Below are 15,487 nucleotides of genomic sequence, written 5' to 3'. Positions count from 1 at the left end.
ATTTTTTCTTTACTGTCATTGTCCGATTTGCAGATGTGCATAATTTATATCGGTCTTGTATATCGCTTCAGCCACTCTCGCTCGTTCTCCTCTAAATACATTCCGACTTTTTCATAAACGGCAGCATGATATTCGTTCAGCATCTTTTTTTCTTCATCACTCATTTTTTCAGGGAGAATTGCATCAAGATCAATCGGAACATAGGTAAGCGGCTCAAATTTCAAAAACTTTCCGAACTCGTTCTGCGTATCTTCTACGACAAGAAGCTCATTTTCAATTCTGACGCCATGTCGGCCTGCTCTGTAAATCCCAGGTTCATCTGTAATTATCATATTTTTTTGAAGAGCCGGCGCAGCATTTTTGCCTTCCTTCCATCTGAAATTAATCGGAGGCTCGTGAATATTCAAAAGATATCCAACCCCATGACCCGTGCCATGATTAAAATTCAGCCTTTCCTTCCAAAACACTTCTCTTGCAAGACAGTCTAAATTCGCACCGCTGCACCCTTCCAAAAACACAGCGTTCATAAGTCTGAGCATCGAACGCAAAACAAGAGTGAAATCTTCTTTTTCCTGATAACTCACTTCACCTAAAGCCACGGTTCTTGTAATATCAGTCGATCCATCCTTATAATGTCCTCCGGTATCTGTTAAAAGAAAATGCCCCTTTTCTAATCGTGCGTCGCTTTCCTTCGATGCACTGTAATGGACAATCGCTCCATGTTCGTAGTATGCGCTGATTGGTTCAAAACTTGGTCCTAAATATCCATCCTGCTCTTTTCTAAACTCTTCTAAACGAGCGGAAGCTGACCGTTCGGTAATCTCTGTTTTCCCGATATTTTCTTTCAGCCAATATATAAATTTTGTATGTGCAGCCGCATCCTTTAAATGCGCCCTGCGAATATGCTCTGTTTCAATATCATTTTTTACAGATTTCATTATGATTTCCGGATTCTCTTTCTCTATCATTTCAGTTTCATCCGGTATCAATTTATATAAAGCATAGCTAAGACGCTCGGGATCTATCAGCATTTTCTTCCTGCCGCTTAGTTTTCCGACCGCATTTTCGATTTCTGTATATGGTCTTAGAGCAACATGATTTTTCGCAAATTCCCGTTTCATATCATCGGAGAACTTTTCTTCATCTGCAAACAATTCAACATGATCCTTATAGATTATTAAATATGCCAAAACAAGAGGACAACACAAGATATCGTTTCCTCTGATGTTTAATAGCCACGCAATATCATCAAGACTTGATAACAGATGTACATCAGCTCCTGATTCATCCATCTTACACCTTACTCTTTCCAACTTAGAAGCTGCTGTTTCTCCCGAGTAAAATTCATCCAAAAAGAACGCTTTTTCCGTCGGCAAAGGCGGTCTGTCTTTCCAGACAACATCGACAAGATCCGAAAGATAAGACAGCGCTCCGCATTTTTCTTCGGCAATCTTTTCAAATTCTTTTCCTTGTTCTACCCGAATCGTACGGCCATCAAATCCGATCTTTCCGCCTTCCGGCAATTCTGTCCGTATAAATTCTTCGATTTCCGGACAGCCCGGCTCCCCTGCTTTAAAAAGGATGATCTCACTGCCCTGCAGTTCTTGTTCTGCCTGTATAAAATAGCGCCCGTCTGTCCAAAGCCCCGCTTTCTCCTCTGTAAACACTACAGTTCCCGCAGAACCTGTAAATCCGGTCATATATTGACGTTCCTTAAAATATTCACCTATATATTCACTGTTATGATAATCTGTTGACGGAATAATATAAAGATCTATCTTCTCCCGTCTCATCTCGGCTCTAAGAGCCTTAATTCTATCTGAAATGCTTCCCGAATATTTCATTCAAGACCTCCCGCTTCTCAAAATTCCTTTTTATGATACCACTAAACGAAAAAGAGTACAAATAAAACAGGATCGATCTCCTGAATAAATTCAATCGTTCGATCCTGTCACTATTCCTTTTATCTATACCGGATATGCTCCGTTCTTAGTATCTGCTACTGCAGCGTCAACTTTTGTCTGCTGTGCCTGTCTGTATTTAAAGAAATCAACGGCAACCTGCGGGAATAATGCATACGTAAGAACATCTTCATCCTGCTGTATCCACTGCTCGCACTCTTTGCGAAGTGTATCGAGCTCATTCGGGATCAAATCTGCCGGACGACATGTGATGATCTCTGCATTCTCACCTAAAATCTTTTTCTGAAGCTGAGCGTCAACCGGTTTTACAGTCGCGCCATATTTTCCTGCAAGAATATCTTTTGTCTCTTTTGTCGCCATCTTATATCTCTCACCCATCAGAACATTAAATACAGCCTGTGTTCCGACAATCTGAGAAGACGGAGTAACAAGCGGCGGCTCGCCAAGATCTTTACGCACGCGTGGTACTTCCTCAAGCACTTCATAGAATTTTTCTTCCGCTCCCTGTTCTTTTAACTGAGATGTCAGATTAGAAAGCATTCCTCCCGGAACCTGATATAATAAAGTCTTAATATTAACTCCGAGGTTTTTCGGATTAAGCAGTCCGCTTTCAAGCGCTTCATCTCTGATCGGACGGAAATAATCCGCAATCTCAGATAACAGTTTCTGATCTAATCCAGTATCATACGGCGTACCTTTGAACGTTTCCACCATCACTTCCGTTGCCGGCTGCGACGTTCCGAGAGCAAACGGAGACATTGCGGTGTCAATGATATCAGCTCCTGCCTCTACAGATTTCATATAAGTCATCGAAGCAACTCCCGATGTATAATGCGTATGCATTTCAATCGGGATATTTACTGCCTCTTTCAGCGCTGTGACAAGTTCTGTCGCTTCATACGGAACAAGAAGTCCTGCCATATCTTTAACGCAAATAGAATTCGCTCCCATATCTTCGATTCTCTTTGCAAGATCCACCCAGTAATCAAGAGTATACGCATCGCCAAGTGTATAAGACATCGCTACCTGTGCATGTGCTTTTTCTTTATTTGCGGCCGTCACTGCTGTCTTCAAGTTTCTGATATCATTCAGACAATCAAAAATTCGGATAATATCAATTCCATTTGCCGCTGATTTTTGTACAAAGTATTCTACTACATCATCTGCGTACGGGCGATACCCCAGAATATTTTGTCCGCGGAACAGCATCTGAAGTTTTGTATTTTTAAATCCGTCACGGAATTTACGAAGCCTCTCCCATGGATCTTCTTTCAGGAAGCGCAAAGACGCATCAAACGTAGCTCCTCCCCAGCATTCAACTGCATGATAACCGACCTGATCCATCTTTTCAATGATCGGAAGCATCTGTTCTGTAGTCATTCTTGTAGCGATCAATGACTGATGCGCGTCACGCAGAATCGTTTCTACTATTTTAACCGGTTTTTTTTCAATTTCTGCCATTTATTTTTCCTCCATCAATTACTTAACGCCAAAGATTGCCATAAATGTTCCGGCTGCAACCGCAGTACCGATAACACCCGCGACATTCGGACCCATCGCATGCATCAATAAGAAGTTAGTCGGATCAGCCTCGGCTCCCACTTTCTGTGAAACACGCGCCGCCATAGGAACTGCAGATACGCCCGCAGACCCAATCAGCGGATTGACTTTTCCTTTCGTTGCCCAGCACATGATTTTACCGAACAACACTCCCGCCGCTGTACCGAACGCAAATGCAATCAGTCCGAGAGCAACGATTTTTAAAGTATCCCAATTCAAGAACGCCTCAGCGCTTGTTGTCGCTCCCACAGATGTTCCGAGCAAAATTACAACGATATACATCAACGCATTAGAAGCGGTCTCTGTAAGCTGTCTTACAACACCGGACTCTTTAAACAAGTTTCCGAGCATAAGCATACCTACAAGAGGAGCTGTCGTCGGAAGAATCGTACAAACAACGATCGTTACAATGATCGGGAAAAGAATTCTCTCTAATTTTGATACCGGACGAAGCTGCTCCATCTTGATCTTACGTTCTTTCTCCGTCGTAAGAAGTTTCATGATCGGCGGCTGGATGATCGGTACAAGTGACATATAAGAATATGCCGCTACCGCGATCGGTCCGAGAATCGCTGTCTGTTGCAGTTTTCCGGCAAGGAAAATAGATGTCGGTCCGTCAGCTCCTCCGATAATGGAGATCGCTGCGGCAGCTTTATCTGAAAATCCCATTGCCATAGCGCCTAAATATGCAGCAAAGATACCAAACTGAGCGGCAGCTCCGAGAAGGAAACTTTTCGGGTTCGCGATCAAAGGTCCGAAATCCGTCATTGCTCCTACACCGAGGAAGATCAAAGACGGAAGGATCGACCACTCGTCAAGGACATAGAAGTAATAAAGTAATCCACCCGTACCATTCGCTGAGTCCTCGGCATGAAGCATAATATCAGGATAGATATTTACAAGCAGCATACCGAAAGCAATCGGTACAAGCAGAAGCGGCTCAAAGCCGTGTCTGATTGCTAAATAGAGAAACACACACGCAACTGCGATCATGATCAGGTTTCCGACCGTAAGATTCATAAACGCTGTCTGTTCAATGAGGTTTCCCAGTGTATTTGAAATATATTCCATTTGTTAAAAACCTCCGTCAGTAACTAATTTAACGTAGCTAATACTGCTCCTGATTCTATCGCATCTCCTACAGCCACATCAATACTTGCGATCGTTCCCGCTTCCGGTGCAACAACCGGAATTTCCATCTTCATTGCCTCGATCACGATCACTGTATCACCCTGTTGAACACTCTGACCTACGCTTGTCGGGATCTGGAATACTTTTCCTGCCGCGCCTGCTTTCACCTGAATGTTTCCTGCGCCCGCTGCTTTTGCCACTGGAGCAGGTGCCGCTTTCGGAGCCGGAGCTGCTTTCGGAGCCGGTTTCAAAGCCGGAACAGCGCCTGCGCCTTTTTCTTCCACTGTTACATCATATACATTCCCATTTACTGTAATTGTATAATTTTTCATTTTCTTATCTCCTTTTCTTTAATTCCATTTATTTGATTTTCTTCTCTTTATAGAACGAACGATAAATCCGTCTGCCGATGTTCCTTCAGATGCCGCGATTGCCGCCGCAATTACCGCTGCAAGCTCTGTATCCTCCGTAACATCTTCCGACACTTCCGGCATCTCCGTTTTCAAAGCTGCCGTTGGTTTTTCATTTACAATCTCTGTTTTTGCACTCTTTTTAAACTTCTGTTCAAGCGCCGGAATAAATTTAAACAGTGAAATAATAAATGAAATAAAGATCAATACAACAAAAACCGTTCCCATTCCGAGAATCGTATTAAGTCCTGCTTTTTTCAAAATCTCCGCCGTACTGTAATGTGCTCCGATCGTCAGACTCTCGATATTTCCTTTCTTATCAAACGCAAATTCAAGCGCTCCGTCTCTTTCCGCAAAATCTCCTTCAACAGTCAGAAGTGCGCCTTCATTTGTTGTTTCCATTGTATAACCGTCTTTTAAGCCGACAAACTCTCCGCATTCTTGTTCTCCGGCATCCCACGCCCCCATCATCGTCAGGAAATTTTCTCCTGTTACAGGTACGCCTGCCTGAAGAAGAGTCATTTCAAGTTCAAGATCAGACATATCGGAAAAGTTCTGAAAATCCGCCTCTCCCATCATACTGAAATTCTGAACTATAAAATCGGCATACTGCTCAAGCTGTTCCTGATCATATTCTACTGTATCATCAGACTTTCCGCATCCCGAAAAACTAAAAACAAGAATGAGGATAAGCCCTAATAAACTGATTTTTTTCTTCACTTCGCCTCACCTCACTAAACCGTACCGTGTTTCTTATTCGGACGATCCTCTCTCTTTGTAAACAGCATCTCAAATGCGCCGATCACATATTTTCTCGTATCGGCAGGCGTGATGATCGCATCAACATATCCTCTGCGAGCCGCTGATTTAGCACTGGATTGGATTTTTTCATATTCTGCCGCTTTCTCTTTTTGTGTTTCCATATCCGCGTCATCATACATGATACGAGCCGCAAGGTTTGCATCCATCATACCGATCTTTGCATTTTCCCATGCATATACCATGTCCGCACCGATTGATTTGCTGTTCATCGCGATGTACGCGCTTCCATAAGCATTTCCTATAATTACATTCACTTTCGGCACTGTTGCCTCAGCAAACGCATAAGTCATTCTTGCCACAGCTCTTGCCATATCTTTTTCAGAGTCGAGCGTAGCTGAAAATCCTTCTACATTTGTCAATGTGAGCACCGGAATCGAGAATGCATCACAGAAATTCACAAAGTCAACCGCTTTCTTACAGCCATCCACTGTAAGTGCACAATCAAATGATGCTGCCTCTGTTCCGTCTTCTGCGTAAACTTTTGTACGATTCGCAACAGCCCCGACCGTCATACCGTTCAGACGAATAAACCCTGTCACCATTTCTTTTGCGTAATCTTTCTTCATCTCTGTAAAAATCTGATCATCTGCAATCTGTGAAAGAACGATTGCAGTATCGGCTGCCGCATTTTCAACATCCGGACAAATACGATTCAGATCGTCCATACATTCTTCATAGGACAGATCATCTTCATTATTTGCCGGGATCATGCAGATCAAAGAACGAATTTCATTTAAAATATCCGCTTCTGTTCCGATACCGTCGACAAGACCTGCCGTCTCACTCTGGTATTTTGCAGCGGAAGTATCACATCTTGAAATCTCGTTTCCTGCAAGCGCATTCGGAGAATTTACAAAAAGCTTTCCGCTTTTTTCTTCCATGAATGTAAAGTCAGCAAGTCCCGGAACAACTGCAAGTCCGCCGCCGCACATACCGAAAATCGCCGCAATCTGCGGAACAACTCCCGATGCCATTGCCTGCTTGTAGTAAACACTTCCAAAAGCTTCTAAAGCATCCGTAGCTTCCTGAAGTCTCAATCCGGCACAATCGATAAGACCGATGACAGGAGCTCCCATCTTCATCGCCATATCATAGATATTTGCGATCTTCTTTGCATGCATCTCTCCAATCGCTCCGTTGAGCACTGCGGCATCCTGACTGTACACATACACAAGATTGCCGTCAATCACTCCATAACCGGTAATAACACCATCAGCCGGAGTTTCTTTTTCCTGCAAGTTGAAATCTGTGCTTCTGGCAGTAACTGCGCCGCCGATCTCAACAAAGCTTCCCTCATCAAGCAATGTAGCAATTCTTCTGCCCGCTGAGTTTCCTGTTGCATTGTAGCTCATATTTTAGCCCTCCATATAAATAAATTTGTTTAAATAAACCAAAATTTCTGCCTATTTTAGTATATACTAACATCTATAAGATTTCAATTAAAACTTACTGCAAGGCTTTCTCTTTATTCCTCCAAAACCCCCGCCTCTCTTAATTTTCTCAGAAAAGTTTTCATGCTTTTTTGCGCCTGCTCAGGTTCAATCTCATAAATCTCCAGCATGGACTCTAACAACTTATCCTCATCTGTATTTTCTTTCAGAAGATCCCACAATTCTCCGCCTGTCTCATTAAGGTTGATCATACCATGAAAGTTTTTTGCCGCTTCTCCAATTGGAACGACTACGACGCGTTCTCCTACCTGACGTTTGATAAATCCTTCTTTTATTTTCATCTTCGTATTCTCCTGATTTTATTTCTTTTTTATCGCCTTAATTGTGTTTCTTCAAACTTATACTTTACTCAAAGTCTCATAAGCCACCCGTACAGCTTCTGCTGAAATATTGCACTTTAATACAAAAAACGGAAGCTTTTGAACAAAATCGTCTGCCAATCCCATGAACTCGATCAACGTCTCAGGATCTTCAGGGAAAAACAGTTGATGAAACACTCTGTCTATAACTTCCTTATCAGCAATCTTTTGAATCTTATTTTCTTCTCCCCGTTCAATAAAGCAAACTGCCTGAATCGGCGCAGAACTTTGACTTCCAAACTTTTCTTTTCCCATCCACGGTGTGCCATATGCATACCATACGCCGTCTTTACATCTGATGATCGGCTTATCCCCGTTAATATAACTTGCTCTGCCTTCAAAATACTCGACCCACAGCTTCGTATGTGTTGTCTTTCCGACTCCGCTCTTCGCGGTAAATACATACGCTTTTCCGTCTAACTCCAATACGGCGCCGTGCATAACAAATGCCTGAAAGGCAATCAGCTTTCTTGCGATCGCACGGTAAATACATGTACTCTCACACAAAGCTCTGCTCACGCTTTCTGCACGATACCCCGCGTATTCCGTTTCAATTTCTTCATCTGTAACAGACACTTCAATATCCGGTTCGTATCCTTCATTCACCCTCCATGTTTCACATTGTTGTTCAATATACGGATATTTATAATGAATTCGGATACATAAATCTGCTGTTTTAATAAGCAGTGTTTTCTTCTTCATATCATTTCCCTTCCCTGCTACTTTTCACACTCTCTCATAATTTATAATCTACTAAAGTATACAAAAAAAAGAAAGGTTCGACAAGACTCTCTATTCTCGCAAACCTACTTTTTCTTACTTTTTTCCTGTATTCATTTCTTCTTTATTCGCTGTAAAATATGTTTCACTCGAAGGATCAACACACGAATCCAAAAGAAGTCGCACCATAAATGAACATACAGACGATACTTCCGATCTGTTATATATATATGCTCTTCTCCACGATAAAACTCTGTCACTACACCGACTATCCATTCATCCGGCACATTCTCTTTCCACCAACGATTGTCCCCACAGATAACATACCCATTCTTCTTCACATGCAGAATACGATGCAGTACATATTTCCCGTCCGGTCTTCGATAAAGTGGAAGGTCATATCGCTTCAGTCTTCCATGAACCGGTTCTATAATAATTGTATCCTTTCGATTACGCAACATCGGTTCCATGCTGTCTCCAACGGTTGTGGAGACACAGGTTTTTCCAGATCGAAGTTCTTCTTCTAAAGATGTATTACGCATAAATTCATTGCCCCAAACGCTTACTTTTCTATTTTAATTTTATCCTGATCCCAATACAACGGATATATCCTTTTTTCCTGTTCAAAAAACATAACATTTAACCAAATATAGTAATAAAAAGCAAGGGTATCGCATCTTGTACGATACCCCACATTACTTCTGCCAGAAATGTTACTTTACAGATTCTCATCTCCATCGATAATGTCACCACTTGTTTCGTTATCTTCTATAATAGAAGTTGTAATGATATCCTCGTCCTGAAATTTAACAACTTCCATCTCCGGCTCTAAAAATGCTCTTTTCATCTTTCTCTTCTCCTCTTAATTTTATTATTTTACTTCATAACTCACAACATCACTATATACAGTCTGTTCCTCACCGTTCTTATCAGTATACACAACGTAACCTTTTGCATACCAAATATTCGGCTTTGTGCATTTTACATTAACAGAGTAATTTCCTGCTAAACCTGTAGTCGTTGCTTCTTTTGTAAGAATTCTGCTTGCTCCTAACACAAAATTTTCTGGATTCTCTGCATACAAATCATTCCATGCAGTTCTGCTTGTTAAAATCATTCCATGTTTTACAATCTTACATCCTTCAGGTACGGAACGTTTTGCTGTAAATTTAATAGTCTGCGTAGATTTATTGTATGACACGCTGCACATCATAGCTGCCTGCGGAGTTACTTCTTCTTCAGCATTAACGTAAACCGCCTCTATTGTTGCATCTCCATATACTGTAAAAGTATACGGACTTGAATAACAGATAGGTGTTCCATTGAATGTCCAGTGTGAAAACTTCTTATTTTCCACATTCTGTGCAACAACAGTCACCTGATCTCCGATTTCACAGTATTTTGTTTCTATCTGATCGTTATTATTGATTGTAACTACTGCTTTTAATTGTAATTCTTCGATTGAAGCGTTTAATGCATCAACAACTAATTTCACATCTTCCACAGAAAGGTTCGCGTTCTCTTTCGCAAGTTTCGCATTCTCCAAATTTTCTCTAAGAGCTGTTTTTGAAGCTTCTGTATATTTATTTTCAAAATTCTCTTCCCGTATTTTCTCTTCTGCTGCTTTGATTGCTACATCTAATGTTGTATCATCACGAGTAACAACAACTGTACATTGTGCTTTCTTTTCCGGATTCATTGTGGAAGTTGCTGTAATAATCGCCGTTCCCGCACTATTAGCTGTAACTAATCCAGTTGCACTATCAACAGAAGCGATACCCTCTGCATCAGATACCCAGAGAACTTCTTGGCTAGCATTATCCGGTGCAACTGTAGCCGTTAATTGTACTGTCTCACCGACTTTCAAATTGGCCTCAGTTACATTTAATGTAACTTCTGTTACCGGAACATACTCTTGCAATCCTGCAATCGCCTGTTCTAACGCTGTAATCTTCTGCTCAACAACTACCATATCCGGAACTTCCGGCAGAATCGCTTCTTGTAATGCTGATCGTGCCTCTTTAACTGCCTGTTTGGAAGCTTCTGTATAACTGTTCCCTTCTTCAATACCACTTACTTCTTCTAAATACTGAACTGCATAATCTTTTGCAGTAACTTCCATCACTACCGGTTTCAAACCACTTGCCCATGCATTCTTTGTAGTTGCTCCTAAACGAAGCCATTCTCCTGTGTGGACTCTTGCAATTTTACTTGTAATTGTACTATTTGCACCAACGATATTACGGAATAAATCTTTGCCATCCTGATTATCACTTGAGTGGCAAACAAAGAAACTCGGTGCCGGACTGCTTGCCTGTGTTATCGGACTTTCCAATGTCATCTTAAAATAACCATTCTTTGGAGCTTTCCACGCATATGCTACTGCTGTATACGCCTCACCTTGAAATGTAGATGTAATTTCATCCTTATTCAGCTTTGCGTAATAATATGTGCCATCCAAGCCCTTATCATCATTCATCCAGCTTTTTTCACCGTTATCTTTTGTTTTTAATGCATTTGCCGGAATATCAATCCACCCTCCTTCTGAAGGCTTCTTAATCTGATAATGCCATCTATCTGCATTCTCTGTCTGATCAGCCAAATTGCCATATGCAACTTCATAATCCCAAAAATCTGATTGTTTATAGAAATTATAAGTTACTCCTTCTGTTCCCTCAGTTTCTTCAAACACACGAATGCGCTTTGCCGCCACATACTGTTGTCCGCCATTCGCATAAATCGATGTTGCAACAAGACGGATATGCGTTGCGGTTACTGCTTCGTTAAATACAATCTCCTGTGCAGTACGAGCATTCTGCAAATTTCCGGCCGCACCTGCAATATCATGAAAATCATCATCTCTCGGTTCGCCCTGCTGAACATTGGCATATTGAACCTTATATGCATTAATAGAACCCATACCATTGTCTCTTGACAGATAAGTTATTTTCTTAATTTTTTTTGCTTCTCCAAATCCTGTCTGAATCCAAATAGGATTGCTTGCGCTTACTAATCCACTGTTTACTTCCCCTTCTACAGGATTTCCCTGATATCTAGAATGCCACCAATGATTCTCATCATCAAATGCCCACCCAGCTTCACCATCATTATCCCAAGCTGCCGGTTTCTGCTCCGAATTTGCTTTTGCATTTGCCTTCAGAACTTCTGACTCAATCTCCTTTAAAACTTTTTCTTCTACAGTTACAGACTCGTTCTCGATATCTACAGCAGCATGTACCATTCCAACTCCCATATTGCCAAATGACACGAATGTCACAATCATGGCCGCTGATAAAGCACACGCCAGAACTCTTTTCATTTTCATTCTTTTTTCCTCCTTCTTCCCACCCGTTTATTTCATAAATTTAACTTCGTAAACATTGCTTAAAGTATTATATATAAAACACTTATTTTTTCTTTTTTCAAAAACGCACAATGTTTACATAATGTCAGCATAAGTATACCCCCCCCCCGCATATTTCTGTCAATATAAATATATAATAATCTTTATTTCTTATTTTTTTGTGCATCATAAACAATCCTTTATTTTCAAAAATATTTATAATTACACAAAAGGAACTATCGCTTTGAGATTTATTAGTCACCAAAGCGATAGTTCCTCCTATCCCCTGCTATCATGCTGTTTTTATCATTTTACTTTTTATTCCGATATTGTACCGGTGTTGTATGATACATTTTTTTGAACACTCGATTGAAATGTTCTACATTCTGATACCCGACCATCTCTGCAATGCTTTCTACAGTGGCATTCCCGCTTCTAAGCATTGCACGCGCTTTTTTCATTCGGATCTGTTTGAGAATATCGCCGAATGTCATGCCTGACTTTTCTTTAATATATTTTGACAAATATGGTTTTGACAGAAAGAATTTTTCCGAAAGATCTTCTAATGTCACATTTTTATAATTTGCATAAATATAATTTGTAATCTCCAGCAGTCTTTCATCTTTTCCGCCATCCACAATTTCACTCAATTTATTTACAGCAACTACAAGCGCTTCTATCGACGCTTTTATAATATCCGCATCTATTCCGACTCCCCAGTATTTCTTTTTATTGTATATTATGCCGACATAAGCGACAGCTCTCGAAGAAGAGCCTTTTGTCAAGGAATGCTCTTCATAAAATGCCAACTGATAATCCACATCAAAATAATGTTTTATCGCATTGCTCACCGCATCTAACCGACCGTTTCCTACACCCACAATTCTTCGGTCATTACCGTTATGATGGATCACCGCATCAGCCACCATTCCGTTTTCCTGTTTGAAATGACATTCATCAACTGTAAAAATCGTCTTTGCCGTAATATAGTTATCTTCAAAAATATGATATACCCAGTCCGGCGTAAGTTCTTTATGCGCTTTGTCGGAAACGTCTTTGACAAGATAACCGACTTCTTCTTTCATCTTCTCCGGCAGGCTGATTCCAAAGCTCTGTTTCAAGATATAGTTCACGCCGCCCTTGCCTGACTGACTATTGATTCTTATAACGTCAGAATCATACCGTCTTCCGACATCCTGCGGATCGATCGGTAAATACGGCACGTTCCACTTATCACACTGCCGATCTTCTCTCCATGCCATACCTTTTGCGATCGCGTCTTGATGAGATCCGGAAAAAGCCGTAAATACAAGTTCTCCTGCATAAGGCTGTCTTGGAGAGACATGCATACGCGTCACTCGTTCATACACTTCACATATATCACTCATATTTGAAAAATCTAATTCAGGATCTACACCTTGAGAAAACATATTCATTGCCAATGTAATAATATCAACATTTCCGGTTCTTTCTCCATTGCCGAACAATGTTCCTTCAATCCTATCTGCTCCTGCCAAAATACCGAGCTCCGCATCACTGATACCTGATCCTCTGTCGTTATGAGGATGCAAGGACAGTAATACATTTTCTCTGTGAAGGAGATATTTATTAAAGTACTCTACCTGACTTGCGAAAACATGAGGCATTGCATTTTCTACTGTGGTCGGCAGGTTGATGATTGCCTTATTATCTGAAGTCGGCTCCCATATATCCAAAACAGCATTACACACTTCAAGTGCGTAGTCAACTTCTGTTCCCTGAAAACTTTCCGGACTATATTCAAATGTAAAATTACCGGTCGTCTCTTTTGCCAGTTTTTTCAACAATTTCGCACCATCGACCGCAATTTGCTTAATCTCTTCTTTACTCTTTTTAAATACTTGTTCTCTCTGTGCAACAGAAGTAGAATTGTATACATGTATGATCGCATGAGGCGCGCCCTGCACAGCTTCAAATGTTCTTTTGATAATATGTTCTCTCGCTTGAGTAAGAACCTGGATCGTAACGTCATCCGGAATCATATTTTGCTCGATCAATGCTCTGATAAACTGATATTCTGTCTCAGACGCCGCCGGAAAACCAACTTCGATCACCTTAAAACCAACGTCAACGAGAAGCTGAAAAAACTCCAATTTCTCATCAAGACTCATCGGTTCGATCAACGCCTGATTTCCGTCTCTAAGATCTACGCTGCACCAGATCGGCGCCTTATCAACACAATCTTTTTTTACCCAGTCGTAACAAGGTGTCGGAGGCATAAAATAAGTTTTTTCATATTTTTTCCAATTTTCTCTCGTTGTCATCATTACAGTTCTCCTTATATTATATCAATGATATTGCTTTTTTTTATCATTCACATACTATCACATTATATTTACTCATTCTAGTGACAAATTTAATCATTTATATTGATTTTTTTTAATGTTTCGTATTTTCATACTTTACAGAAGAAATTTTCTTCGTAGATATTCTGCACATATCCAAAGTGTTCTTTCTTTTACTGTTTTTCCCGCAACAACCTCATATGATATGATCCGCTCTCCATTTACACGATAAACAATCTCTCCTATTACAGTTCCCTTTTTTATCGGAGCACAAATTTCCTTCTTAATTTTTATTTCTATCTCATCTTTATCATCTGCTCCTACTAAAATTTTTTTAGATTCCCCTGAGATCTCTACTTCTAAAAGATCTTTTCCTTTTTTAGGAAACCCTCCTGTATATCCGTTTTTTATATAGATTTTTTCTGTTCTGTCTATCTTATCCGGAGAAATCTCTTTATAACAATAATTTTCCATTCCGTATGTCATTAATTTCTTTGTATCCGACCATTTATACCCTTTATTATTCGGCCATCCACATGCAAGAAGCGCCACAATCAATGTTTTTCCGTCTTTTCGCAGCGCTCCGACATAACAATATCCTGCATCTTGCGTAAACCCTGTTTTTCCGCTGAGAGCTCCATCCATCATTTTTAAAAATGTATTATGATTTACACAGGAATAACTTTTTTCTCCTTTGCAATCGGTAAATGTATACGCATCTGCCCGTGTGATTTCTAAAAATTTTTCCTTTTGCGGAGATTCCATAATGCAATATCTCATTATCCTCGCCAACTCTTCTGCCGTCGTATGATGAATTCCGTTTTCATCCTGTCCGTCAAGCCCGTTCGGAGTAATAAAATATGTAGAATTGCAGCCTAACTGAGAAGCTTTTTTATTCATCATATCCGCAAATTTATCAACATTTCCCGCAATACATTCTGCTATTGCGACGGCTGAATCATTATGCGATTCAAGCATAAGCGAATAGAGAAGATCTTTTAAATAAAAAGTCTGCCCTTGTGTCATTCCAAGCTTTACTTTCGGTTGTGCAGACGCGACGCTGCTAACTTCTGCTTTATCAGATAAATTTCCGTTTTCAAGCGCCAGAATACATGTCATAATTTTCGTCGTACTCGCCATCGGCATCTGTTCGTCTTTATTTTTTCCAAACAAAATACGCCCTGTCTCGGCGTCCATTAAAACGGCCGAACGGGCGTATAGATCAGAAGGCTTGACCTTAATACTCTTGTGACTTTCATCCATAATTTTCTCTTGTGCCCTGCAATCAGCCCATGAAATATTCCAGACTGCCGACAGACATAACGCAAACAACATTATGAATGACAGTATACTTCTTGTATTCATCTTAAATCTCTTTTTAAATTTCTTTCTTTCCATTCCGAAACACCTTCTATGCCGATAGTCTTTCTATCTATATGCCCTCC

The 15,487-nt window shown here is 40.6% G+C and carries 13 protein-coding genes; all 13 read right to left on the bottom strand.

Annotated features, from left to right (window positions below; translation table 11 throughout):
• Positions 1 to 44 precede the first annotated feature (44 nt).
• The gene (locus tag RUMTOR_RS00580) at positions 45 to 1,844 is read right to left on the bottom strand and encodes an aminopeptidase P family protein (RefSeq protein WP_004845029.1); all 1,800 of its coding nucleotides are present in this window, start codon (positions 1,842 to 1,844) and stop codon (positions 45 to 47) included.
• A 123-nt stretch (positions 1,845 to 1,967) separates the two neighbouring features.
• The gene (locus RUMTOR_RS00575; protein ID WP_004845028.1) at positions 1,968 to 3,383 is read right to left on the bottom strand and encodes an oxaloacetate decarboxylase subunit alpha; all 1,416 of its coding nucleotides are present in this window, start codon (positions 3,381 to 3,383) and stop codon (positions 1,968 to 1,970) included.
• 18 nt (positions 3,384 to 3,401) lie between these two features.
• Positions 3,402 to 4,553, bottom strand: coding sequence for a sodium ion-translocating decarboxylase subunit beta (locus tag RUMTOR_RS00570; protein ID WP_004845027.1), 1,152 nt, complete (start codon positions 4,551 to 4,553; stop codon positions 3,402 to 3,404).
• Positions 4,554 to 4,576: 23 nt separating this feature from the next.
• Positions 4,577 to 4,945: a biotin/lipoyl-containing protein gene (locus RUMTOR_RS00565; protein WP_004845026.1), complete on the bottom strand. Its 369-nt coding sequence runs from the start codon at positions 4,943 to 4,945 to the stop codon at positions 4,577 to 4,579.
• Positions 4,946 to 4,963: 18 nt separating this feature from the next.
• Entirely contained in the window at positions 4,964 to 5,743 is a 780-nt protein-coding gene (locus RUMTOR_RS00560; RefSeq protein ID WP_009242698.1) for an OadG family transporter subunit, read from the bottom strand.
• A gap of 14 nt (positions 5,744 to 5,757) precedes the next feature.
• The gene (locus RUMTOR_RS00555) at positions 5,758 to 7,197 is read right to left on the bottom strand and encodes an acyl-CoA carboxylase subunit beta (RefSeq protein WP_004845023.1); all 1,440 of its coding nucleotides are present in this window, start codon (positions 7,195 to 7,197) and stop codon (positions 5,758 to 5,760) included.
• 113 nt (positions 7,198 to 7,310) lie between these two features.
• Positions 7,311 to 7,577, bottom strand: coding sequence for a PqqD family protein (locus RUMTOR_RS00550; protein WP_004845022.1), 267 nt, complete (start codon positions 7,575 to 7,577; stop codon positions 7,311 to 7,313).
• 57 nt (positions 7,578 to 7,634) lie between these two features.
• On the bottom strand, positions 7,635 to 8,357 hold the full coding sequence (locus RUMTOR_RS00545; RefSeq protein ID WP_004845021.1) for a hypothetical protein: 723 nt from the start codon (positions 8,355 to 8,357) through the stop codon (positions 7,635 to 7,637).
• Positions 8,358 to 8,488: 131 nt separating this feature from the next.
• Positions 8,489 to 8,917, bottom strand: a complete 429-nt coding sequence (locus tag RUMTOR_RS00540) for a S24/S26 family peptidase (protein ID WP_004845020.1) — start codon at positions 8,915 to 8,917, stop codon at positions 8,489 to 8,491.
• A 176-nt stretch (positions 8,918 to 9,093) separates the two neighbouring features.
• Positions 9,094 to 9,222 (bottom strand): hypothetical protein, encoded by a 129-nt coding sequence (locus RUMTOR_RS13600; RefSeq protein WP_004845018.1) that lies wholly within the window; start codon positions 9,220 to 9,222, stop codon positions 9,094 to 9,096.
• A gap of 24 nt (positions 9,223 to 9,246) precedes the next feature.
• Positions 9,247 to 11,700: an Ig-like domain-containing protein gene (locus RUMTOR_RS00535; RefSeq protein WP_004845017.1), complete on the bottom strand. Its 2,454-nt coding sequence runs from the start codon at positions 11,698 to 11,700 to the stop codon at positions 9,247 to 9,249.
• Positions 11,701 to 12,029: 329 nt separating this feature from the next.
• On the bottom strand, positions 12,030 to 14,024 hold the full coding sequence (locus RUMTOR_RS00530; RefSeq protein ID WP_004845016.1) for a 2-isopropylmalate synthase: 1,995 nt from the start codon (positions 14,022 to 14,024) through the stop codon (positions 12,030 to 12,032).
• A gap of 135 nt (positions 14,025 to 14,159) precedes the next feature.
• On the bottom strand, positions 14,160 to 15,440 hold the full coding sequence (locus RUMTOR_RS00525; protein ID WP_004845015.1) for a D-alanyl-D-alanine carboxypeptidase family protein: 1,281 nt from the start codon (positions 15,438 to 15,440) through the stop codon (positions 14,160 to 14,162).
• Positions 15,441 to 15,487: the final 47 nt, after the last annotated feature.

The organism is [Ruminococcus] torques ATCC 27756 (genome assembly GCF_000153925.1).
GTDB lineage: Bacteria > Bacillota > Clostridia > Lachnospirales > Lachnospiraceae > Mediterraneibacter > Mediterraneibacter torques.
Note: the sequence above shows the minus strand (reverse complement) of the source record. Positions and strands in the feature narration are given on the sequence as shown.